A 22,077-nucleotide genomic window follows, 5' to 3' on the forward strand; every position below is an offset into this window, starting at 1 on the left:
GTCGGAGCGACCGCCGCTGCGTTCTTCATTGCCTGGATTTTCTTCGCTGGCTTGCACCAGAGAATCAGGCGAATGCAAAGGCGCGCGGGGGTGCCTGCGTTTACATGTTCAGCAAGCCCTATACCTGGCGTTACGGACCGTGCTTAGCTCGTTTTGCCGGGATCATCGGTGGTCAACTGCTGCTCGAGTCCGTCCAATACCCGCTGGGTTGCACGGCTTGAAGCATCGAGCGCGAACAACAGCAGCGAGCGGCCGGTGACCTGGTAAGACGCGCCGGCAGAAAATGCCGGCAGTTCGTCGCGTACCGGCATGTTCGTGTCGAGAAGGCAGGTCCATTGATCGCCCTCGGGAACATCCGGCAACGTGAAATTGACCACGTCGTGATGCGCGTTGAGGACCAGCAGCAGTGTCGCGTCGGAGGCTGGCCGGCGAATGCCGCTCGCCTGGGCACGGCCGTCGATCACGAGGCCAAAGCAGCGCATCGCTGCGTCGTCCCATTGTTCCTGCGAGAGATCCTCGCCAGTCGGCGACAGCCAGCGGGTATCGGTCACCTCGAGCGCAGCGTTGTATTCGCCAGTCAGAAAGCGTCCGCGCCGCAGCACCGGCAAGCGATGCCGCAAGGTGGTGAGGTTCTTGACGAACTCTGTCAACGCACGCCCGTCGTCGTCGATCGCTTCCCAGTCGAGCCAGCTGATCTCGTTGTCCTGACAATAGGCGTTGTTGTTGCCCTTCTGGGTGCGGCCGAATTCGTCGCCGGCGAGGATCATCGGCGTACCTTGCGAAAGCAGCAACGTGGCCAGCAGGTTGCGCTTCTGACGCTCGCGCTGCTGGCGGATATCCGGATCGTCGGTAGGGCCTTCCACGCCGAAATTCCACGACTTGTTATCTGAGTGGCCGTCCTTGTTGTCCTCGCCGTTCGCCTCGTTGTGCTTGTCGTTGTACGAAACGAGATCGTTCGTGGTGAAGCCGTCGTGGGCCGCGATGAAATTTACGCTCGCCCACGGACGCCGGCCACGCCGGTTGAACTTGTCGCCGGAGCCGGTAAGGCGTTTGGCGAGATCGGGCACCATACCCTCATCGCCTTTCCAGAAAGCGCGGGTGGTATCGCGGAAGCGGTCGTTCCACTCTGCCCAGCCCGGCGGAAAGCCGCCCACCTGATAGCCGCCCGGACCGCAATCCCAAGGCTCGGCAATCAGACGCACGCTCGAGAGCACCGGATCCTGCCGGCAACTGTCGAGAAAGCCGCCGCCTTCATCGAAACCATGCGGCTCGCGACCGAGAATCGTGGCGAGATCGAAGCGGAAACCATCCACTTTCATTTCGCTTACCCAGTAGCGCAAGCTGTCGGTCACCATCTGCAGCACACGCGGATGCGACAGGTTCAGCGTATTGCCGGTACCGGTGTCGTTGATGTAATAGCGCGGTTCATCCGGCATCAGACGGTAGTACGAAGCGTTGTCGATGCCCTTGAACGAGATCGTAGGGCCGCGTTCGTTGCCTTCGGCGGTGTGGTTGTACACAACGTCGAGGATTACTTCGAGATTGGCGTTATGGAAGCGGTCGACCATCGCCTTGAATTCTTCCAACGATGCATTCGCGCTCGCGAAAAAACGCGGGTCAGCCGCAAAGAAGCCAATCGTGTTGTAGCCCCAGTAGTTCGTCAGACCTTTATCGAGCAGATAACTGTCGTTGACGTACATGTGGATGGGCAGCAGTTCGACGGTGGTGACGCCCAACCCCTTGATGTAGTCGATCACCGGTTGCTGGCCGAGGCCGGCGAACGTGCCGCGCAGATTTTCCGGCACGGCGGGATGGCGTTGCGTGAAACCGCGCACATGCGTCTCGTAGACAATCACGCGTTCCCACGGCAGCGCATTGCGCTCGGGGTGGCTCCACGAGAAATTGGCGTCCACCACCTTGCACTTCGGCACGAAGGGGGCGCTGTCGCGCTCGTCGAAGGAAAGGTCGCCGTCTTCGTGATCGAGCGTGTAGCCGAAGATTTCCGGCCCCCACTTCAGATCGCCAATATGCGCCTTGGCGTACGGGTCGAGCAGCAGTTTGTTCGGATTGAAGCGATGGCCTTCCTCGGGTGCATACGGGCCATGCACGCGGTAGCCATAGATCGCACCGGGCTTCAGATCCGGCACGAAAACATGCCAGACCTCATCGGTATATTCGGGAAGTTCGATGCGCTCAATTTCCGTCTCGCCCGTTGAATCGAACAGACAGAGTTCGACCTTTGTCGCATGCGCGGAAAACAATGCGAAATTGACTCCGACGCCGTTCCAGGTCGCGCCCAGCGGGTAAGGGACGCCTTCCGCGATGCGTGCGGCGTATTGGGCGGGAGGAGTTTGGGAGGCCTCACGTGACATGTTTTTTCCTTGGACGATGGGAGTGATTGCACGGGAGCCTGTGCGAAAGACTAACTTAAGCAAGTTATGGTCCCGAACGGCCGATATCCCTTCGCACGTTGTTTGGCACGCGTTGTTTGAATCGTGCCAAGTGGCAAGGCATGCGTTTTGCCTCTACCTCTTACGCGCACGAATCAGCACGGCGAATTGGGTAGGTCCGCGCTGTCTTTTGCATGACTAAACCAAACGCGCCTCGTCAGGCGCCCCGAGGGTGGACACCATGACACGAACATCGAAGATGCAATTTGCGGCGGGTGTGCTCGCCGCCCTGCTCTCTTGCGGAGCTTTCGCGCAGGGAGCGCCGCAAGCAGTCACTGAAAAACGAACCGACGTCGTGCAACTCGGCAGCGGTTACCGCGCCTCTAAACTGCACGGCGCGTCGGTGTACAACCGCAACAAGGATGACATCGGCACGCTCGACGATCTGATCGTCGCGCCAGGCGATCACAGCACGTATGCCATCCTGTCGGTGGGAGGATTTCTGGGGATGGACAAGCACCTGGTCGCGGTGCCGTTTGCCGAGCTGCAGATCGAGAACCGCCAGGTGATGCTGCCCGAGGCCACGAAGAAGTCGCTCGAGGCGCTGCCTGAATTCAAGTACGCGCCTGATTGAAGAGGATTTTGCAGCGCGGGCTGTGCGCAGGTGTGCGGGATTGTCCGCTGCCAGTTACAGCGGGCCGTCTGCCCTGCTTGTCGTTGCGGCTTCCAGCACGCGCAACAGACGTTGCGGCGTGAGCGGCTTCGCGCAATGCGCGTCGAAGCCCACTGCTTTCGCTCGAGCCCGATCATTTGCCGATGAGAACGCGGTACACGCAACCAGCAGCATATGCGACGTGGAAGGATGAGCCCGCAGCCGCCGTGCGAGCTCTAAACCGTCAAGTCCCGGCATCTTGATGTCGAGCACTACCGCGAACGGTTGCCAGTCCCCTGCCACATCGCAAACCGTCAAAGGGTCTTCGAGTGCGCGGCATTCGAAACCATCCGCATTGAGCAGCAATTGCAATGCGTCGGCCGCTTCGCGGTAGTCGTCGACCACCAGCACGCGGCGATGCGATGCCAACGCTTCACCGATTGGCCGCCACACCACTACGTCGTCGCTATCATTGATTCCGTCGTCTGCAGTCACTGCATTCTCCCCTGTGCCACAAGCGTGCACATCGGACGTCGGCCGCAAGATTCGATCCTGATGGTGCCTGCAAGCAGGCGAAGCGACCGGTCCAAAGGAGCAAGAAGTATCAAAATGCACAAGCGCTGACCAGCCTGGGAAACCCCTTGTGTGCGCAACCAGAGCCATCACGCCACGCATCTGGCATGGCTCTCAGGGAAAATCCCGAGTGGGTTCGCGTCAGGCGGAGCGATCGTCGATAAAGCCTTTTAACATTGCCAGCGAATCGGCATCTTCGATCGTCTTGTCCGTGCGCCAGCGCAGCATGCGTGGAAAACGTACCGCTACGCCCGACTTGTGCCGTGGACTCGCCTGAATGCCTTCGAAGCCGATTTCAAACACGAGCGTCGGCGTCACGCTGCGCACAGGGCCGAATTTTTCTATCGTCGTTTTGCGTACGATCGCATCGACCTGGCGCATCTCTTCATCGGTGAGACCAGAATAGGCCTTGGCAAACGGCACCAGTGTGCGCACGCCATCGGCTTCGTCCCATACGGCGAAAGTAAAATCGGTGTAGAGACTCGCGCGACGGCCGTGTCCGCGTTGTGCATAGACCAGTACGGCATCCACCGCGTAGGGATCGATCTTCCACTTCCACCACGTGCCCGAGGCCTTGGTGCGACCCACGCCGTACATCGACTGACGCTCCTTCAGCATCAAGCCTTCTACGCCGCGGGCCCGGCTTTCGTCGCGCAACTGTGCGAGCGCGGTCCAGTCGGGCGCCTCCACCAATGGCGAGACTCGCAGCAGATCGCGGATCTGCGAGCCGTCCAGCGAAACCGCCAGCGCTTCGAGTTGTGCGCGGCGCTGCGCGAGCGGCGTCATGCGCAAATCGTTGCCCTGTGCTTCGAGCAGATCGTAGGCGAGGAACGCGGCGGGTGAATCGGCGAGAATTTTCTTCGTGAGGGTTTTGCGCGCGATGCGCGGCTGCAGCCGGGCAAACGGCAACGGCGCCAATGCATCGGGTTCCCATGCCAGAATCTCGCCATCGAGCACGAAGCCATCCGGCAATGCTTCGCCCAGCGCGGTGACTTCGGGAAAGCGCGCGGTGATCAGATCTTCGCCGCGCGACCATAGCCATACCTGGCCGGCACGTTTGACCAGTTGCGCACGAATGCCATCCCACTTCCATTCGATCTGCCAGTGTTGCGGGTCGCCCAGCGTCTGCGGTTCGGCCTGCAGCGGATGCGCGAGAAAGAATGGGTACGGCAGACCGAGGTCGCTGTCGTTCGCTGCATCGAGGGGCGCGCCCTGCTCCGCCTCGTTCGTGGCGTCGCCATTTGCTGCATGGTTAGGCTCCGGCGCTATCAGGCGAAGGTAGCGTGCGGCATCGGGTGTTTGTTGCGAATCGGTCCAGCCCACCATGCGCTGTGCGATTCGTTTGTGATCGACGCCTGCCACTTCGGCGAGCGCACGCACCACCAGTTGCCGTGCCACGCCAACCCGAAAGCCACCGCCGATCAGTTTGGTCAGCAGAAACCGCCCGCCCCAGTCGAGTTCGTCCCAGTACGCGAGGAGCCGCGTGCGCAGTTCTTCGGGCGCGACGCCACGCAAGGTCAGCACGCGCTGCTCGATCCACTGCGTGAGCCCCAGCTCCGAGATGCGCTGCGCCGGCGGCAGAATATGCGCGATGGTCTCGGCCAGATCGCCGACCGCCTGGTACGACTCCTCGAAGAGCCACGCTGGCAAACCTGCGCGCTCGCAGGCGATTTCTCGCAGCAGGCGCGTCGGCACCGACTGCCGCGGTTTGCCGCCCGCCAGAAAGTAGGACGCCCACGCGGCATCCTCGGGCGCCGCCGCGCTGAAATAAGTGGTCAACGCTTCGAGCTTGTCGTGCGTCGAGGTGGTGGCATCGAGCGCGGTGTAAAGCGCAGCAAATCGTTTCATGACGCGCGGCTCACGGTGGATCGGATGCGGCTGGCGTGGCGGCTTCGACGGCGCTTGCGGCATCTTCGAGGGCCTCGTCGCCGTACTGCGTGGCGAAGGCGCCCGCTTCGAGGCCCTGTTCGCGCAGCCAGCGCACCATCGGTTCCACCTGGCCATGCGTGACGATCACGCGCTCAGCACCGGTCTCGCGAATCGCGGTGTGCAGGCTGGCCCAATCCGCATGATCGGACAGCACGAAGCCGCGGTCGACGCCGCGTCTGCGACGTGCGCCGCGCAAGCGCATCCAGCCGGATGCAAATGCGTCGCTGTAATCGCCGAAGCGCTTCAACCAGGGGCTGCCTTGCGCCGAGGGGGGCGCGACGACGAGCGCCTGTTTGAAGACGGCTTTGTCCTTCGCGGCAATTTCACCGGCCAGTCGAACTGGCGGCAACGCGACGCCTTCGGCACGATACGCGTTATTGATCGACTCGAGCGCACCGTGGCAGAAAATCGGACCAATGGCTGCGTCGACACCCGCGAGCAAATGCTGCGCCTTGCCGAACGAATAGCAGAACAGCACCGACGCACGCCCTTCTGAAGCGTTATGCCGCCACCACGAGTCGATGCTGTCGAACACGGTTTGCGGCGGCTCCCAGCGATAGATCGGGAGTCCGAACGTCGACTCGGTGATGAAGGTGTCGCAGCGTACCGGTTCAAACGGGGCGCAGGTGGGATCGGAATCGAGTTTGTAATCGCCGGAGGCGACCCATACGCGGCCGCGATGTTCGACGCGTATCTGCGCGGAGCCGAGTACATGACCCGCGGGATGCAGCGAGACCATTACGCCGTTGATGTCGAGACGCTCGCCGTATGCAGCGGTTTGCAGATCGATACCGGGCAGCCTTGATAACAGAACACCCGCGCCTGGCCGAGCGGCGAGATAGTGCGTGTGGCCCCAGCGGGCGTGATCGGAGTGGGCGTGGGTAATGACCGCACGGTCGACGGGCTGCCAGGGATCGATGTAGAAATCGCCAGGCGGGGAATAGAGGCCCTGCGGACGGGCAACGATCAGATCCTCTGCAGGAGTTGCTGGCATCGAGTCGGTTCGGAAGCAATGAGAAGTTGACGAAGCGTTGGACATTCCCTTCTCCCAGTCTAAAGGAATCTAAAGGAATCGCTGGTTAGCCGTTTCCCCCCTGAACTTCGCGCTCTGCAAATATTGCATTCATCTGTGGAATCTACGCTTCCTCCAGCGGTGCAAGCTACCTGTCAGCACCGCCGAATCCCGATACCACGGACGCTTGCGCTAAAAACCCTCGATCAGGCATACGCTCTGCTACTGCGCCTGGGATGCCAATTTCCCACGCGGCCTGCTCCGCTCTCGCGTTCCCATGATGACAAAAGCCTCGGTTCTCGCGGTTCTCTGCACAGCCTGCCTCACCACTGCATGCGTACATGTGGGTCCCACCCGATTGAGAGCTGATCAGGTCGATTACGCGAGAGCGCTAGGCGACGCAAAAAAACGCGAAATCCTGGCCGCAGTCGTCGGACTACGTTATGGCGATGCGCCCGCGTTCCTGACGGTCAGCTCGATCATCGCGGCCTATCAGTTCGACTCGACCATCGGCGCGACCGGAAACGTCGGCTCGGGCAGCGAGCCGAACTATGCGCTCGCGACCGGCAGCGTGTCTTACTCGAATCACCCCACCTTCACCTTCTCGCCGACCACCGGCGAAGCATTCGCCTCGGCCTACATCCGGCCGCTCGCACCTGAACTGGTGTTGCCGCTCGCCGAAGGCGGCATCCCGATCGATCTGTTATTGCGGATCACTGCGCAATCGATTGGCGGCCTGCAGAACGGCAGCGCGCTCGGCGGCGACAATGCCGCGGGCGCGCCGGGCTTCTTCGAGTTGCTGCAGTCTCTCAGACGCCTGCAGATGGCAGGCGAGCTCAACGTGGAATCGCGCCAGGAGAACGGCAAAGCGAGCGTCTATCTGGCGATGAGCGCGGCGACCAGCGGCGTGTCGCCGCAAAGCGTCGCTGACCTGGCGCGCGTTCGCCGTTTGCTGAATCTCGCGCCGAATACACGGACCTATCAGATCGTCTATGGACCGTCGTCTGAACGGGGAGACCGGATCCCCATGGTGACCCGTTCGGTGCTCGGCATCCTGACCGATCTCGGCGCGCAGGTACAGGTGCCGCTCGAACAGATCAGCAGCGGTGCGACCAAGCCGACGGTGGGCCTGATCGGTGGAGAAACGCGGCCTACCATCATCGTGCATTCGGGCGAAAAGCCGCCTGCAGATGCCTATGTGGTGGTCAACTATGGCGCCTCGGCCTATTGGGTCGAGCGCAATGATTTCGATTCGAAATACGCCTTCACCGTCGTGCAGAACCTGATGGCGCTCGCCGAGGCCGATACCAGCACCAAGGCTCCGGTTGTGACGATTCCAGCAAATTAGGAACGCTGATCAAAAGCTGGCGGCACAATAAAAAAGCATTCAGGCGGCCTGCAACTGCCAGGCCAACCTGAATGCCTTCGGACTCACCGGGCGCGAAGTTACTTCTTCTGCACCCGGGCAATCTGCTGCTTGGCCGCGTCGTAGACATGTTCCGGCGTAAAGCCGAACTTTTTCTTCAGTTCGCTCAACGGCGCCGAAGCACCGAACGTATGCATCACGACCTTCGCCCCGAGCCGGCCCACGTAGCGGTCCCAACCGAGTTCCGCGGCCTGTTCGACGCAAACCCGCGCGTCGACACCAGGCGGAAGCACGGAGTCCTTATAAGCGTCGTCCTGGGATTCGAAAATATCCCATGCCGGCATCGACACCACCCGCGCGGCAATACCCTCGCTCTTCAGCTTTTCGTAGACGTCCACGCAGATCGACACTTCGCTGCCGGTTGCGAGCAGTAGCACTTGCGGCTTCTTGCCGTCGGCGGCATCGGCCAGCACGTAGCCACCCTTGCGCACCCCTTCGGCCGAGCCGTATTTTTTGCGGTCGAATGTCGGCAGCGGCTGACGCGTCAGAATGATGCACGAAGGATGGCGCGGCCTCGACAACGCAACGCGCCACGTCTCGGCCACTTCATTGGCGTCCGCGGGCCGCAGCACAGTCAGACCCGGCACGCCGCGCAGCGACGCCAGCTGCTCGATTGGCTGGTGCGTCGGACCGTCCTCGCCGACGCCGATCGAATCATGCGTGAACACATAGATGGCCGGCACTTCCATGATGGACGACAGCCGGATCGGCGGCTTCATGTAGTCGCTGAAAATCAGGAACGTCGAGCCGTAAGCACGCAGGTTCGATAGCACGAGGCCATTCACCGCGGCACCCATGGCGTGCTCGCGAATCCCGAAGTGCAGATTGCGGCCGCCGTAGCTGTCGTGCTCGAAGCTGCCCGCCCCTTCGAACTTCAGATTCGTCTTGGTGGACGGCGAAAGATCGGCCGCGCCGCCAATGAGCCACGGCAGACGCGCGGCGATCGCATTGAGAACCTTGCCCGACGACTCGCGCGTGGCGATGCCTTTGGCGTCCGGCTCGAAAGTGGGAATATCGGTGTCCCAGCCATCCGGCAATTCGTGCGCCTCGATCTGCGCGAACTCGCGCGCGAGATCCGGATACTTTTTGCCGTAGGTGTCCAGTTTCGCGAGCCAGTCGCTACGCGCCGCCTTGCCGCGCGCACCGATGCCGTCCGCGAAGCGCGCCATCACGCCATCCGGCACGTAGAACTTCTTGTCTTCGGGCCAGCCGTAAAAGCGCTTGGCGGCGGCGACTTCTTCGTCGCCGAGCGGCTCGCCGTGCGCGGCCGAGGTGTCCTGCTTTTTCGGCGCGCCCCAGCCGATGATGCTGTTCACCACGATCAGCGTCGGCTTGTCGGTCACGCTTTTCGCCTCGTTGAAGGCGGCTTCGAGCGCGGCGGCATCGTTCGCGTCCGTGACGTGGACCGTATGCCAGTGGTAGCCGTGAAAACGCGCTTCCACGTCGTCGCTATAGGCGAGATCCGTGTGCCCCTCGATCGTCACGCGATTGCTGTCGTAGATCCACGTCAGGTTCGACAACTGCAGATGGCCCGCGAGCGAAGCCGCTTCGTGCGAGATACCTTCCATCATGTCGCCGTCGCCGCACAACGCGTAGACGCGGTAATCGAACAGCGGCGCATCGGACTGGTTAAAGCGCGTCTCGTAGAAGCGCGCGGCCATGGCCATACCGACACTATTGCCTAGGCCCTGGCCGAGCGGTCCAGTGGTGGTTTCGACGCCGGTCGTCATGCGGTATTCGGGGTGTCCCGGGGTATTGCTGTTGAGTTGACGGAACTGCTTGATGTCGTCGAGCGATACAGCGGGTCTGCCAGTCGGTTTACCGTCGTCGTCGACCGCCTTTACACCGGCGAGATGCAGAAGCGAATACAAGAGCATCGACGCGTGCCCTACCGACAGCACGAAGCGGTCGCGATTGGGCCACAGCGGCTCGTCAGGGTCATAGCGCAGATGGTTTTGCCACAGGTGATAGGCGACCGGGGCCAGCGCCATTGGCGTGCCGGGGTGGCCGGAATTCGCCTTTTGCACGGCATCCATCGATAGCGTACGGATTGTGTCGATACACAGCTTATCGAGGGAGGGATTGTTTTGCATGGGAAGCTCCTGTTCTACGAAGGGCGACGTCGAAGTGACGCGCGGCAATTGAACATTCCTGCGGAAACGGGCCGAAAGCGAGGCTTGCCCGGAGCGACCGGCATGGGGCGGCCGGCTGCGGGCGCCCTGCATGGGGACAGCCCATCTTAAACGGCCCAGTGGCGGCCAACCGTCCGATCATGCGCCGATATGCGGCAATAGCCAACTGTATGGCGTGCAACGACTAGGCGGCGGCCGCGCAACAATCGCCGCAATGTCCTGCCTGCTGCCGTCACGCAGCTTTCAAAGCTTGCGGCGACTACAGACTCAAGCAGCATGCAGCCAGTGTTCGACGACCGGACCGTGCGTGCCGTCGAGCGGATCGCGCGGCGGAAACGGCAGCGCCTCCATGGTTGCGCGCTCGGCGGGCGTCAGTGCGTCGCGGCGAATATCCCACTGCTGGCCTGCCGGATAGCCGCCCACCACCTGAAAACGGCCCGAGAAGGCCTGCAGGCAGTGACCGGTGCCTGCAGGCAGCAGCAGCGCATCCCCCGCGGTGACTTTCACGACGCGTCCGCCGGGGCCGCCCACGATCACTTCGGCGGAACCCGAGGCGATGCCCAGCACTTCGTGGGCAGTGGCGTGGAAATGGTGATAGTCGAAAATGCCGTCGCGCCACTGCGGCGGCCAGTCGTTACGCTCGAAGAGAATCTCGAAGGCAGACGCGAGGTCGCCGCTGTCGGCGCGTAAGGCGCGCCGGTAAATCACGACCGGCAGCCTGGAATTGTTCGGTACCCACTCGCGAGGATCCAGCGTGAAAACCTCGTACTGTTCGTTTGCGACGTCCCGCGCGTATTCGGCATCGTTATACATGGTCGACTCCAGAATGTGTCCAGCAACGCTCGTTGTGCCGCACAAACCGCGCCTGCTCTGTGGGTTGCGAGTACGCCTTCTTTGCTCGCCTGAGCCGCCATGAGCCTGCTTTGACGCCCTCGCCCTGGCGTGCGGGGACAGGTTCGTTCATGCAAGGGAACACGTCTTGCTACCGCATTTCATTGATGCCGGTAATCGCCGTGCGTACAGGAGATCTGCAAGCCGCGCCATGTCAACTTCTTCCACCGAGTCTCGCCCGACGGCCCGCGACGCTGCTGCTAAACGCAGCACCGACCAACCCCATCATCGCCCCGGCACCTCGAGCCTCGTGCTGGGTTCGCTTGGGGTGGTATTCGGCGACATCGGCACCAGCCCCATCTATGCGTTCCGCCAGGGGGTGCTCGATGCCGGCGCCAGCACGCCACTGATCGTCATGGGTGTCCTGTCGACCATTGTCTGGGCCGTCGTGATCGTGGTGATGCTGAAATACGTCTGCTACGTGATGCGTGCGGACAACCAGGGCGAAGGCGGTATCGTCGCGCTCACGGCGCTGGTGCGCGCCGGCTGCGACAGGGACGGCAAGCCGGCGCCCCGTATCCTGCTGCTCGTCGGCCTGTTCGGTGCGGCGATGTTCTACGGCGATTCGATGATTACGCCCGCCGTTTCCGTGCTGTCCGCGGCCGAAGGGCTACCGCAGATCGATCATGCATTAGCCCCGCTCGTCGTGCCCGGCGCTGTCGCGATCCTGATTGCGCTCTTCCTGTTCCAGAAGCGCGGCACGTCGACGGTCGGACGGTGGTTCGGTCCGGTCATGACGCTGTGGTTTCTCTGGCTCGCTGCGCTTGGCATTTACCGGATCGCGCAGCATCCCCAGGTCCTGAGCGCGCTGTCACCGTGGTGGGCGATGCACCTCGTGCAGGAACGCCCGACGATCGCCTTCGTGATCCTCGGCGCGGTGATTCTCGCGCTGACCGGCGCGGAGGCGCTGTATGCCGATATCGGCCATTTCGGACGCCGTCCGATTCGCGTGGCGTGGCTGATGGTGGTGTTTCCTTCCATCATCCTCGGGTATTTCGGCCAGGGCGCCACGCAGCTTTACGAGGCCGGCCCGAAGGACCAGCCGTTCTTCTCGATGGCGCCAGGCTGGGCACTGATTCCGACTATCGTGATTGCGCTGCTTGCCACCGTGATCGCGTCGCAGGCGGTGATCTCCGGCGCTTTTTCGATGACGAGTCAGGCAATCGAGCTCGGCTTTCTGCCACGCATGCGCGTGGTGGAAACTTCGCGTGAGCACCGCGGCCAGGTGTATGTGCCGGCCGTCAACCTGATCCTGTTTGCGGCGGTGATGTTTCTGGTGCTGGCGTTTCGCTCGTCCGCGAAGCTCACTTCCGCCTATGGCATTGCCGTCGGTCTGACGATGCTGACCACCACGATCCAGATGATCAGCCTGTCGCGACATGTCTGGCATTGGCCGCGCCTTGCGATGGCGGCCGTCAGCGTGCCGTTGCTGGTGGTAGACGGCCTGCTGGTAGCGGCCAACGTGCCCAAGATTCCGCAAGGCGGCTGGTTTCCAGTCACGATCGGCGCGGTGATGTTCGTGCTCATGACCACCTGGCAGCGCGGCCGTGAGGCAGAGGCGCAGCGCGCCGCGAAGACGGCGACGTTGGAGACCTTTTTGGCTGAAGCGTTGGGCGATGCGGAACCGCTCGCACGTGTGCCGGGCACGGCCGTCTACCCGGGCAATCTGCGCGGCATGACACCGGCCGCGCTGCACAGTAACGTGCGCCATAACCGCGTGCTGCATCGGACCTCGATCTTCTTCACCAATCTCTCGGAATCCGCTCCCCGGGTCGACGAAAAGACCCGTATCGAGACGCGTGACCTCGGCAACGGCTGCTACGAGGTCGTAGCACGGCATGGTTTTGTGGAGCGGCCCAATCTGCCCACGTTGCTCGCCTCGCTCGACGGACGGCTCGGCGACTGGCGCTACGAGCCGAAGCACACCACGTTCTTTTTGCCGCGCGAAGAAGTCGTCAAGGGACATCACGGCGATGCCATGCGGGACTGGCGCAAATCCCTATTTGCTGCGATGTCGTTTCATTCGGCATCGAGCGCCGAGTACTACGGGCTAGATGGCGACAGCGTGGTGGAACTCGGAGTGCAAGTGGTGCTGTGAGCGCTGCTGTGAATCAATGACCGCGCTGCTTGTCCGGTGACACCTGCTGTGCCTCGCGGCCACCGCCTCCGGGTGGCTCGCTACGCTCACCCGTGCCGAGCGGCACCTCCGCAGTCTGCTTCGGACGTTGGCGCGTGCGCGCCGGATCGGTACGCTCCGCCTCTTCCTTTTGTGCCGCCGTAAGGGTATCGCCTCGCGACTTATCCTCATCGCGCGGTCCTGCATTCTGGGGCTTCGTATCGTGTTGCATCACAACCTCCTGTAGATGACGACATGAGCATCGCAGCAACAACCGGACCGCTTTATCTCGCCAGAAAGCGGCAAACCAGGCACGGGGGTTGCAGCAAATTCCTCATCGACTTTGTAAAAAGGAGAACGGCGTGGCCGCCTCCCCGATTGCGATTGCGACGATCCGCGTATCGGACACGGAAATCAAGGCTCAGGCGCAGCACGATCCGCCGCGACAATCGAGCGGCCGTATTCAATCGCGGCATGACGCGCTTCATCCGCGCTTTCGTAGGGTCCGATCTGCGGTGCGCCTTCGAATGGAAACAGGATTCTCCGGTCGGCCTTGCGGATAACCTTTAGGCCACCGATATATCGACCGTCTCCCGTGCTGTGGTAACTCGCGAAGATTTCAAACTCGTCATCGGCTACGTCGGCTTTGTGTCGCGCCATTCTTCATGCTTCCCTGTATAGAGGCTTTCTTCGCCGCATCCCTTTGCGCTCAGCGGTCAGCTTCGCGCGTGGGAGCGTTTAACGAGCACCGAGCAACGGCTGTTCCTGAGCATGACGAAAGATCGCGACGAGCCCGTTTAGCCCCTGTATGGCATGCGCGTTGCATCCGCAGGGTTACGCCCTCGCGCAAATTTTCGTTCAGCGGAAATCATCTTCATGACGTCAATGCCGTTCATCCCAGTCTGGCAAGATCTCGCCATCCGGCTTGCGGTGGCGTTGCTGGCCGGCGCACTGCTTGGCCTGAATCGCGGCGAATCGGGCAAGGCAGCGGGCCTGCGTACCACCATGCTCGTATGTCTCGCCGCTTGCCTCGCGATGCTGCAGATGAACGTGCTGCTCTCGCAGGCCGGCAAGCCCGAAGGTTCGTTCGCGGTGCTCGACCTCATGCGTCTGCCGCTCGGCATCCTCTCCGGCGTCGGTTTTATCGGTGCGGGCGCGATCCTGCGCAAGGACGGTCTGGTCACCGGGCTGACAACGGCAGCAACGTTGTGGTTCGTCACCGTGGTGGGGTTGTGCGCCGGCGGCGGGCAGATTGCGCTCGCCGTGATCGGGATCGTGCTCGGGATGTTCGTGCTGAGCGCGCTCGCAAAAATCGAACACCGGCTGCCGCGCAACCTGCGTGCTTCGCTCACCATCCGCTACGACGTTGCCTGCCGCGAACGGGCCCGATGGCTGGATGAACTCGAACGCCTGCATTGCCGGGTGGCGTCGCGCGGTTTGCGGGTGGATCCGGCAAGCGGTGTCCTCGAAGAGCGCTTCCAGGTGCATTGGCACGCTCCCGAACGCAATGACACAGTCGAGCGGGCGATGGCACACATGGCGAGCACGAGCGTGCACCCCGCGGAGTGGTCGATCGACGACTGACGGAGGTGGGGCATTCTCGATACACGTGCAACGCGGTTGTCCCTGTCTTTGATCAAGCTCAGCGGCCCATTTCTTGCGGATCTTTTTGCGCCGATGTCTTGCATCCAACCCAATGTCCAGGAGCCAGTATGAGCACAGATGCCCCCATCAAGGAGTACTCGCACCCCGCAGGCGGCTGGGGCTCGGTGAAGGCGGTGGCCTCGATCCTGGTTCAGGAGCACGTCGCACTGCACGGCGCGCAGGTGCTCATGCACCAGAACAAACCGGACGGCTTTGCCTGCGTAAGCTGTTCATGGGCAAAGCCCGCCGACCCACACCTGTTCGAGTTCTGCGAGAACGGCGCGAAGGCCACGGCCTGGGAGATCACCAACAAACGTGTCGACGCTCAGTTCTTCGAGACTCATACGCTGAGCGAGCTGGAGTCGTGGTCCGGATTTGAACTTGAATCGCAAGGACGGCTCGGCGCGCCGATGCGCTGGGACCCGGCTAGCGATCGCTACGTCCCCACAACGTGGGAGGATGCGTTTGCCGACATCGCCAGCGAGCTTCGCGCGATGGATCCGAAGGAAGTGGTGTTTTACGCGTCCGGTCGCGCTTCGCTTGAAACCTCGTACATGTATCAGCTTCTCGCGCGCATGTATGGCAGCAACAATCTGCCGGACAGCTCGAACATGTGCCACGAGAGCACCTCCGTGGGTCTCGTGCCGGCGATTGGCGCGCCGGTCGGCACCTTTACGCTCGCCGACTTCGAGAAAGCCGACTGCCTGTTTTTCTTCGGCCATAACACCGGCACCAACGCGCCGCGCATGCTGCACCAGTTGCAGGATGCGCGCAAACGCGGCGTGGAAATCATCACGTTCAATCCGATCAGGGAGCGCGGCCTCGTCGACTTCGCCAATCCGCAGTCACCACTCGAGATGCTGACACCCGGCGCGACACAAATCAGCACCCAGTATCACCAGGTCAAAATAGGCGGCGACGCCGCGGCGATTGCAGGGCTGTGCAAACTGTTGATCGAATGGGATGACGAAGCACAGCGGAGCGGCGCCCCGCGCGTGCTCGACGCCGCCTTTATCGCCGAGCACACGCATGGCTTCGACGAGTTTGCCGCGGCCATGCGTGTAACGACCTGGGAAGAGATTGAAGGCCACGCGCATCTGAGCCGCGCCACGCTCGAAGCAGCCGCTCGCGAATACGCCCGCGCCCAAGCGGTGATCGTGCTGTACGGCATGGGCATTACCCAGCATCGCAGCGGCGTGCATAACGTGCAGATGCTCACCAATCTGCTGCTGTTACGCGGCAATATCGGGCGCCCCGGTGCAGGCATCTGTCCGATTCGCGGCCATTCGAACGTCCAGGGACAGCGTACCGTGGGCATCACCGAGAAGCCGGAACTCGCCCCGCTCGACAGGCTTGCGGAACTGTACGACTTCGAGCCGCCACGCGATAAAGGCATGAGCACTGTTGAAGCGTGTCGCGGTGTGCTCGATGGCAAGGTAAAAGGTTTCATCGGACTCGGCGGCAACTTCCAGGTCGCGACCCCCGATCATCATGTGATGGACCCGGCGTGGCGCAAGGTGCGGCTCACCGTGCAGATTGCGACCAAGCTCAACCGCAGCCATCTGATTCACGGCGAGGTCGCGTATCTGCTGCCGTGCCTTGGACGCATCGAGATCGACCGCCAGGCGAGCGGCGACCAGGCGGTTAGCGTCGAAGACAGCACGGCCTGCATTCACGGTTCGCACGGTTACGTGGAGCCGGCGAGCGAGATGCTGCTTTCGGAACCGGCCATTGTCGCGGGCTTGGCCAACGCACTCCTGCCGCGCAATCCACGGGTCGACTGGGATGCGTGGGTGGACGACTACGCAAAGATTCGCGACGCTATCGAGCAGACCTATCCCGACCAGTTCCGCGATTTCAACGAGCGTTTCTGGCAACCGGGTGGCTTTCACCGTCCCATTCCCGCCTGCGAGCGGAAGTGGAAAACGCCCAATGGCAAGGCGAATTTCATCGTACCCGAGACGCTCGATGAGGACGCGGATATGCCGTCCACCGGTCCGGATGTGCTGCGTCTGATGACGACTCGCGGCGACAGCCAGTTCAACACCACGGTCTACGGTCTGGACGATCGCTTTCGCGGCGTGACCGGCACGCGCGAAGTGCTGCTGATGCATCGTGACGACCTGACGCGGCTCGGCTTTGCAGAAGGCGACGCGGTGCGTATTTCCACGGTGTCGAACGACGGCATCGCGCGCGAACTCGACGGCATGCGCGTGCATGCGTTCGATATTCCACAGGGCTGCATGATGGGCTACTACCCGGAATGCAATCCGCTGATCCCGCTTTACCACCACGCGAAATCGAGCCTCGTGCCGGCGGCGAAGTCGATTCCGGTGCGTCTGCGTAAGTCGAGTGGTGGCTAACGGCTGCAGGCTGGCGTTGCGGCAGAGCGCGACGGTTTCACCTTTGCGAGCGCCTCACAAACGGCGATAATCCGACCCAGGGTAAAGAAAATCTTGGTCTGGATCGTATGCGTCCCCATCTCCCACTTAACGCGCTACGCGCGTTCGAATCGTCGGCACGCCATCTGAGTTTCACGCGCGCCGCGCTCGAACTCAACGTCACGCAGGCGGCCGTCAGCCAGCAGGTGCGCATGCTCGAAGAGCGGCTCGGCACGACGCTGTTCAAGCGCTTGCCGCGCGGGCTCGGCATTACCGACGAAGGCCGGGCGCTCCTGCCGGTGCTGAGCGACGCCTTCGGACGCATCGAAAGCGTGCTCAAGCAGTTCGAGGGCGGGCATTTCCACGAGGTGCTCACAGTGGGAGTAGTCGGCACGTTCGCGGTCGGCTGGCTGATGCCACGGCTCAAATCGTTTCGTGACGCACATCCATTTGTCGAGTTGCGGCTGCTGACCCACAACAATCTTGTAGATCTCGCCGCGGAGGGGCTCGACTTCGCGATCCGCTTCGGCGAAGGAATCTGGCCTGGCACTCACAACGAATTGCTGCTCGACGCTCCGCTGAGCGTGCTGTGCGCGCCGGAGATTGCCAGACGGCTCGCCACGCCTCGCGACCTCGTCAAGGAAACGCTGCTGCGTTCATATCGTGCCGATGAATGGACCCTCTGGCTCGACGCCGCGGGACTCGAGCCGTGGACGATCAACGGTCCGGTGTTCGACTCGTCGCGACTGATGGTGGAAGCCGCCATGCAAGCCGCGGGCGTAGCGCTCGCACCGCCGTGCATGTTCGGACGCGAACTGCAAAACGGGCTGCTGATGCGCCCGTTCGACACTGAAGTGAGCACCGGCAGCTACTGGCTGACCCGGTTGAAATCGCGGCACATGGCGCCGGCAATGGAGTTATTCCGCGACTGGATTCTCGCGGAAGCGCGAGGCATGCGGCTTGCTGCTTAACCTTGACCCGTATCGTTGATCCGGATCGTTCAAGTCAAGGAGCACACCATGTCGAAGCAGCACACCGAGAAGCATCCGCACGCCGACAAGGGCGAAGCGCAGATCGATCAGGCCGTGGAAGACAGTTTCCCGGCAAGCGACGCACCGTCGACGGGCGGCAAGACGCGGCTTGAGCCCAAGGAAGTGCAGCAAAAGGATAAGCACGACCCGCATCATGACGGCGATTCGCGCTAAAAGAGCCAATGGATGCCGCGCATCGGCGTGCGAGACGCGGCATCAATCAGTCCTGCAGAATAACCCCCGGTTTTTTTGAATTTTCGGTTGTCGTAAAACATAATAGATTTGCCATGATTTTTTATGGCGCGGCGCTATCATTTGACGCTTGCTCGGCTGAGTCCGATAAATCGATAAATAAGTAAACAAATGGACGCATCATTGCAAAGGGCGTTAGCAGCGCACGCGCTAGCACCAGAAGATCTGGCTGCTCTAAAAGACATTTGTCTCGCGCTAATCGAGCTTAAGCGTGACGGTGAATTGTTGCCATGGGCCGAGAAGGCATTAACGCTGGATCCCCGGAACATTGAATTCGTCTGCCTGCGCGCGCATTGCCTGACGTTACTCGGGCGGCACTTCGAAGCCATCGCAACCTGGCTTCACTACGCGTCGCTGCCTTGGAACACCACTTTCTATCAATTGAATCTTGGACATAGTCTTGAGATGGCAGGCGACTTCGAGCGCGGCATCCCCATGTTGCGGCGCGCATGGCAGGGGGCCGCGGCCGATAACGCCCCTCTGGCCCCAGTAGCCGAGCGCCTATTGGGCGAGGCCCTCCTCAAGACTGGACTGCCTCAGGGTTTCAACCACTGGCTCGCGCGCAATCAGGACAACAGCGGCAGTTATCGACCAGACGGTGTACCCAGCTGGACGGGTGAACAGGATCTGCGTGGCAAGCGCCTGCTCGTCACGAATCAGCTAGGCTTCGGCGATCAGTTTTTGCTCTTTTCCTGCCTTTCGCATTGGCTTGCGGCCGGCGCCACCATTATGGTCAGTTGCGACAGCCAGATTCACGCGCTGATGAAAGCGGCGTTGCCGCAATGCACCGTTGTCAGTGCAGAGCGCCCGCTCGATCGGGGTGCCCCATTACCCGAGGCGCTACGGGATGCTGTGAGGGCCTTCGCGCCAGACCTGCACATCACATTGCTGCATCTGCCAGTGCTGGCTGCAGCGCGCACGACGCCGCCCGTGCCGTACTTTACGCCCTACATCCAGGCACCCTTAACAGAACGAAATATTGCCGCCGGATGGGTGCAAGCCCTGAGGGCGAAACACTCCGGGAAGCGTCTGGTCGGGCTCTTTTGGGATTGCAGTCAACGTCACTTTATCGAGGCCAGCAGCATTGACCGCTATTGGGCTGCTGCGCGCAGCTTGCCGCTTGCTGCCGTGAATCGCCTGGTTAGCGATGCGCGAGTCGAACCCAACATACACTTGGTGAGTCTGCACCATCCCGCGGCTCAGCCGCTTGCCGGCATTCCGTCGGGCGATCTTGGCCAATACGACCCGGGCATCGAAGATTTTGCGGACACAGCTGCCTGCATCGAACAACTGGACGCGGTCATTGCGGTGGACTCAGGCGTTGCCAATCTCAGTGCAATGATCGGCAAGCCCACCGCTGTGCTGACACCGGTCTCCTGCGACTGGCGCTGGGGTAGCCAAGGCTCTATCACGCCCTGGATGGATAACGTCAGCGTACTGCGCCAAACGTTAACGGGAGACTGGGATACGGTCGTCGACGATGCCATCCGCTGGTTGAACGGATAGGCCCGAGACGCGCACCGGCCGTTATCTGGAACCTTCGAACGCGCTCCGATAGGCGTACAGCCCTGGCAAACCACCCGTCATCACGAACAGCAAGCGCTGTCCGGCGCGATACGCGCCGGTCTCGATTCCATGCAACAGACCCGCAAAAGCTTTACCGCTGTACACGGGATCGAGCAGAAGCCCTTCCGTTGAGGCCAGCAGTCGCACCGCCCGCAGCATCGCTTCAGTGGGGATCCCGTAGCCGTCGCCAAGCTGACTGCCGTCGACAACCACCGCTTCACTGGGCACGCCGAGCGTTGGATCGATCAGGCGGATCGTCTGATTGGCCTTGTCGAGGGTCGCGGCGCGGGCGGCTTCGGCTGGACCATACACACCGTATCCGATGACTGAGGGCGTGGTACGACCCAGCGCGATCATCCCGGCCACGAGGCCGGCGTGCATGCCACCACTGCCGTTCGGTCCCACGATGTAATCGAACGGAACGCCCATCTGCTCCGACTGCGCGACGATTTCCGCCGCGCAATCCGCATAGCCGAGGCAACCGGCCGGGCTCGATCCACCCAACGGACAGACATACACCTTGCGTCCTTCGGCGCGTAAAGCTGTCGCGCGCTCTTCTGCAAACGCTAGCGCATTCGCGTCGCCCGGCAAGTCGTGCACATGGGCGCCGAACAGGCCATTCAGCACGATATTGCCGTTCTCGAGGTAGTCGTCGTCGTACCGCGGCACCAGTCGAGTCAGAACCAGTTCGCACTTCAGACCGGCTCGCGCCGCCGCTGCCGCGGTCAGGCGCGCATGGTTCGACTGGCGCGCGCCGACCGTGATGATCGTGTCTGCGCCCTGCGCGATGGCTTCGCCGACCAGAAATTCGAGCTTGCGCAATTTGTTGCCGCCACCGCCAAGCCAGTTCAGATCGTCACGCTTGACGAACACTTCGACACCGCCAAGCTGCCGGTTCAGGCGTGCGAGAGGCTGGATAGGCGTGGCTCCTTCGAGCAGGCTGAAACGAGGAAACCGGTGGAGTGCGAGTGGAGAGGCGGTCGACATCATGTAGTTCCGTGTTGGCTGAAGCTTTAAGGTAGCACGCTACTCGCCGACCCACGTCCCACGCAGATCGCTGTCGTGCAGCAACTGCAGCAATGTGCCCGCAGGGCGGCTGAGCCGTCTGGCGGCAAGCGCGATGAACTCCACATCCGGCAAAACCGGCAGGCTCGCACTGTTGACCGGCGCCGCGAGGCCACGTGCCGTCAGATATTGCGGCCGCACGGTAATGCCCAGGCCGCCGCGTGCCGCGGCAATGCATCCTGAGTGACTGCTGCTCGTGCATACCACCTGCCAGCTGAAACCCGCTTCGGCGAGCGCATCCAGCACCACGGCGCGGGTGACGCTCGGCTCCGCCACGAGGATCAGCGGCAGCGGTTGCGTCATGTCCACCAGCGTACCGGTACGCGCAAGCCACTCGAGCCGTCCGGTGAAAAGCGGCACGCCGCGCCGGTCGCCGAGACGCCGCTTGCCGACCAGCAGATCGATCGAACCCGCGTCCAGCAGTTCATAAAGTCTGCCGGTCATGCCGATGGTGATTTCCAGTTCCACGTCGGGATGGGCATTGCGGAACGCCGCCAGCACGGTGGGTAGCGGGCCGAGCGCTACGTCATCGGACGAACCGAGCCGCACCCGGCCCTTCAGGCGCGGCGCTCGAAACTGCGATTCGGCCCGCGTCAGCGCCTGCAGGATCACGCTGGCGTGCGCGAGCATCGCCTCGCCATCGGGCGTCATGGCGAGCGAGTGGGTATCGCGCACGAACACCCGGCGGCCGATTTCCTGTTCGAGCCGCCGGATGTGTTCGCTCACGCTCGACTGCGTGAGGCCGAGTTGCCGCCCCGCCTCCGTGAAGCTGTGACACGCGGCGACAGCGGCAAAAGTCTTGAGCCAGATGGGATTGAGCATGCGTCATTGTTATCGGCAATGCCGATAACAGTCAATGTCCCTAGTGGGGTTCCCGATTGACGTATATGTCAATATCATGTCGCTATCCCGATTAATTGCCCAATGCTTGCGTCGTCAGTTGCGTCATCGAATGACTCCCACCGCCTTGTTGCGGTGCAAGGCGCGCGAGGTGCCCCAGCATCCCCGAGAAGTTCA

General features: G+C 62.1%; 18 protein-coding genes. 8 read left to right on the forward strand and 10 right to left on the reverse strand.

The genetic code is table 11. The features are described 5' to 3' along the window. Window positions 1-143: 143 nt before the first annotated feature. Window positions 144-2,372, reverse strand: coding sequence for a glycogen debranching protein GlgX (glgX, locus tag P3T20_RS26900; protein ID WP_074264599.1), 2,229 nt, complete (start codon window positions 2,370-2,372; stop codon window positions 144-146). 259 nt (window positions 2,373-2,631) lie between these two features. Between glgX and P3T20_RS26905 the strand changes: the two genes are divergently transcribed. Next, window positions 2,632-3,024 (forward strand): PRC-barrel domain-containing protein, encoded by a 393-nt coding sequence (locus P3T20_RS26905; RefSeq protein WP_074264600.1) that lies wholly within the window; start codon window positions 2,632-2,634, stop codon window positions 3,022-3,024. Between the two features lie 54 nt (window positions 3,025-3,078). Here the strand turns inward: P3T20_RS26905 and P3T20_RS26910 are convergent, their stop codons facing one another. The 3 genes from P3T20_RS26910 to P3T20_RS26920 all read right to left on the reverse strand — a co-directional run bounded on the left by P3T20_RS26910 (window position 3,079) and on the right by P3T20_RS26920 (window position 6,538). Beyond that, complete coding sequence (locus P3T20_RS26910; RefSeq protein WP_074264601.1) at window positions 3,079-3,537, reverse strand: response regulator; 459 nt, start codon at window positions 3,535-3,537, stop codon at window positions 3,079-3,081. Between the two features lie 219 nt (window positions 3,538-3,756). Beyond that, window positions 3,757-5,463 (reverse strand): ATP-dependent DNA ligase, encoded by a 1,707-nt coding sequence (locus P3T20_RS26915; RefSeq protein ID WP_429288338.1) that lies wholly within the window; start codon window positions 5,461-5,463, stop codon window positions 3,757-3,759. Between the two features lie 10 nt (window positions 5,464-5,473). Further along, on the reverse strand, window positions 5,474-6,538 hold the full coding sequence (locus tag P3T20_RS26920) for a ligase-associated DNA damage response exonuclease (protein WP_429288339.1): 1,065 nt from the start codon (window positions 6,536-6,538) through the stop codon (window positions 5,474-5,476). 295 nt (window positions 6,539-6,833) lie between these two features. On the opposite strand from P3T20_RS26920, the gene P3T20_RS26925 reads away from it, so the two are divergent. Further along, window positions 6,834-7,904 (forward strand): hypothetical protein, encoded by a 1,071-nt coding sequence (locus P3T20_RS26925; RefSeq protein ID WP_429288340.1) that lies wholly within the window; start codon window positions 6,834-6,836, stop codon window positions 7,902-7,904. 98 nt (window positions 7,905-8,002) lie between these two features. Here the strand turns inward: P3T20_RS26925 and tkt are convergent, their stop codons facing one another. Together tkt and P3T20_RS26935 are read right to left on the reverse strand one after the other, a co-directional pair. Then, on the reverse strand, window positions 8,003-10,075 hold the full coding sequence (gene tkt / locus P3T20_RS26930; protein ID WP_429288341.1) for a transketolase: 2,073 nt from the start codon (window positions 10,073-10,075) through the stop codon (window positions 8,003-8,005). A gap of 306 nt (window positions 10,076-10,381) precedes the next feature. Continuing rightward, complete coding sequence (locus P3T20_RS26935) at window positions 10,382-10,927, reverse strand: cupin domain-containing protein (RefSeq protein WP_429288342.1); 546 nt, start codon at window positions 10,925-10,927, stop codon at window positions 10,382-10,384. A 229-nt stretch (window positions 10,928-11,156) separates the two neighbouring features. On the opposite strand from P3T20_RS26935, the gene P3T20_RS26940 reads away from it, so the two are divergent. Continuing rightward, window positions 11,157-13,103, forward strand: a complete 1,947-nt coding sequence (locus tag P3T20_RS26940) for a potassium transporter Kup (RefSeq protein ID WP_429288343.1) — start codon at window positions 11,157-11,159, stop codon at window positions 13,101-13,103. A gap of 13 nt (window positions 13,104-13,116) precedes the next feature. Here P3T20_RS26940 and P3T20_RS26945 read toward each other — a convergent pair whose 3' ends face one another. Together P3T20_RS26945 and P3T20_RS26950 are read right to left on the reverse strand one after the other, a co-directional pair. After that, on the reverse strand, window positions 13,117-13,353 hold the full coding sequence (locus P3T20_RS26945; RefSeq protein WP_429288344.1) for a hypothetical protein: 237 nt from the start codon (window positions 13,351-13,353) through the stop codon (window positions 13,117-13,119). Window positions 13,354-13,535: 182 nt separating this feature from the next. After that, window positions 13,536-13,781 carry a DUF6723 family protein gene (locus P3T20_RS26950; protein ID WP_074264609.1) on the reverse strand — a complete coding sequence of 82 codons (246 nt, stop codon included), beginning with the start codon at window positions 13,779-13,781 and terminating at the stop codon, window positions 13,536-13,538. Between the two features lie 216 nt (window positions 13,782-13,997). Here P3T20_RS26950 and P3T20_RS26955 point away from each other — a divergent pair, with 216 nt between their 5' ends. The 5 genes from P3T20_RS26955 to P3T20_RS26975 all read left to right on the forward strand — a co-directional run bounded on the left by P3T20_RS26955 (window position 13,998) and on the right by P3T20_RS26975 (window position 19,935). Further along, window positions 13,998-14,705: an MgtC/SapB family protein gene (locus P3T20_RS26955; protein ID WP_429288345.1), complete on the forward strand. Its 708-nt coding sequence runs from the start codon at window positions 13,998-14,000 to the stop codon at window positions 14,703-14,705. 128 nt (window positions 14,706-14,833) lie between these two features. Further along, window positions 14,834-17,128, forward strand: a complete 2,295-nt coding sequence (locus tag P3T20_RS26960; protein ID WP_429288346.1) for an FdhF/YdeP family oxidoreductase — start codon at window positions 14,834-14,836, stop codon at window positions 17,126-17,128. 98 nt (window positions 17,129-17,226) lie between these two features. Continuing rightward, entirely contained in the window at window positions 17,227-18,117 is an 891-nt protein-coding gene (locus tag P3T20_RS26965; RefSeq protein WP_429288494.1) for a LysR substrate-binding domain-containing protein, read from the forward strand. A 48-nt stretch (window positions 18,118-18,165) separates the two neighbouring features. Continuing rightward, window positions 18,166-18,351 (forward strand): hypothetical protein, encoded by a 186-nt coding sequence (locus tag P3T20_RS26970; RefSeq protein ID WP_429288347.1) that lies wholly within the window; start codon window positions 18,166-18,168, stop codon window positions 18,349-18,351. Window positions 18,352-18,540: 189 nt separating this feature from the next. Then, the gene (locus P3T20_RS26975; protein ID WP_429288348.1) at window positions 18,541-19,935 is read left to right on the forward strand and encodes a hypothetical protein; all 1,395 of its coding nucleotides are present in this window, start codon (window positions 18,541-18,543) and stop codon (window positions 19,933-19,935) included. A 21-nt stretch (window positions 19,936-19,956) separates the two neighbouring features. Here P3T20_RS26975 and P3T20_RS26980 read toward each other — a convergent pair whose 3' ends face one another. Both P3T20_RS26980 and P3T20_RS26985 read right to left on the reverse strand, forming a co-directional pair. After that, window positions 19,957-20,982, reverse strand: coding sequence for a D-cysteine desulfhydrase family protein (locus tag P3T20_RS26980; RefSeq protein WP_429288495.1), 1,026 nt, complete (start codon window positions 20,980-20,982; stop codon window positions 19,957-19,959). Window positions 20,983-21,021: 39 nt separating this feature from the next. Next, on the reverse strand, window positions 21,022-21,882 hold the full coding sequence (locus tag P3T20_RS26985) for a LysR family transcriptional regulator (protein WP_074264615.1): 861 nt from the start codon (window positions 21,880-21,882) through the stop codon (window positions 21,022-21,024). Between the last annotated feature and the right edge of the window lie 195 nt (window positions 21,883-22,077).

The organism is Paraburkholderia sp. GAS206C (assembly GCF_050435645.1).
In the GTDB taxonomy this organism is placed as follows: Bacteria; Pseudomonadota; Gammaproteobacteria; order Burkholderiales; family Burkholderiaceae; genus Paraburkholderia; species Paraburkholderia phenazinium_B.

Excerpts from the sequence above, each read along its gene's own strand:
- glgX (WP_074264599.1), bottom strand. The coding sequence starts at position 2,372 with ATGTCACGTGAGGCCTCCCAAACTCCTCCCGCCCAATACGCCGCACGC.
- P3T20_RS26905 (WP_074264600.1), top strand. The coding sequence starts at position 2,632 with ATGACACGAACATCGAAGATGCAATTTGCGGCGGGTGTGCTCGCCGCC.
- P3T20_RS26915 (WP_429288338.1), bottom strand. The coding sequence starts at position 5,463 with ATGAAACGATTTGCTGCGCTTTACACCGCGCTCGATGCCACCACCTCG.
- P3T20_RS26920 (WP_429288339.1), bottom strand. The coding sequence starts at position 6,538 with ATGCCAGCAACTCCTGCAGAGGATCTGATCGTTGCCCGTCCGCAGGGC.
- P3T20_RS26925 (WP_429288340.1), top strand. The coding sequence starts at position 6,834 with ATGATGACAAAAGCCTCGGTTCTCGCGGTTCTCTGCACAGCCTGCCTC.
- tkt (WP_429288341.1), bottom strand. The coding sequence starts at position 10,075 with ATGCAAAACAATCCCTCCCTCGATAAGCTGTGTATCGACACAATCCGT.
- P3T20_RS26935 (WP_429288342.1), bottom strand. The coding sequence starts at position 10,927 with ATGTATAACGATGCCGAATACGCGCGGGACGTCGCAAACGAACAGTAC.
- P3T20_RS26940 (WP_429288343.1), top strand. The coding sequence starts at position 11,157 with ATGTCAACTTCTTCCACCGAGTCTCGCCCGACGGCCCGCGACGCTGCT.
- P3T20_RS26945 (WP_429288344.1), bottom strand. The coding sequence starts at position 13,353 with ATGCAACACGATACGAAGCCCCAGAATGCAGGACCGCGCGATGAGGAT.
- P3T20_RS26950 (WP_074264609.1), bottom strand. The coding sequence starts at position 13,781 with ATGGCGCGACACAAAGCCGACGTAGCCGATGACGAGTTTGAAATCTTC.
- P3T20_RS26955 (WP_429288345.1), top strand. The coding sequence starts at position 13,998 with ATGACGTCAATGCCGTTCATCCCAGTCTGGCAAGATCTCGCCATCCGG.
- P3T20_RS26960 (WP_429288346.1), top strand. The coding sequence starts at position 14,834 with ATGAGCACAGATGCCCCCATCAAGGAGTACTCGCACCCCGCAGGCGGC.
- P3T20_RS26970 (WP_429288347.1), top strand. The coding sequence starts at position 18,166 with ATGTCGAAGCAGCACACCGAGAAGCATCCGCACGCCGACAAGGGCGAA.
- P3T20_RS26975 (WP_429288348.1), top strand. The coding sequence starts at position 18,541 with ATGGACGCATCATTGCAAAGGGCGTTAGCAGCGCACGCGCTAGCACCA.
- P3T20_RS26980 (WP_429288495.1), bottom strand. The coding sequence starts at position 20,982 with ATGTCGACCGCCTCTCCACTCGCACTCCACCGGTTTCCTCGTTTCAGC.
- P3T20_RS26985 (WP_074264615.1), bottom strand. The coding sequence starts at position 21,882 with ATGCTCAATCCCATCTGGCTCAAGACTTTTGCCGCTGTCGCCGCGTGT.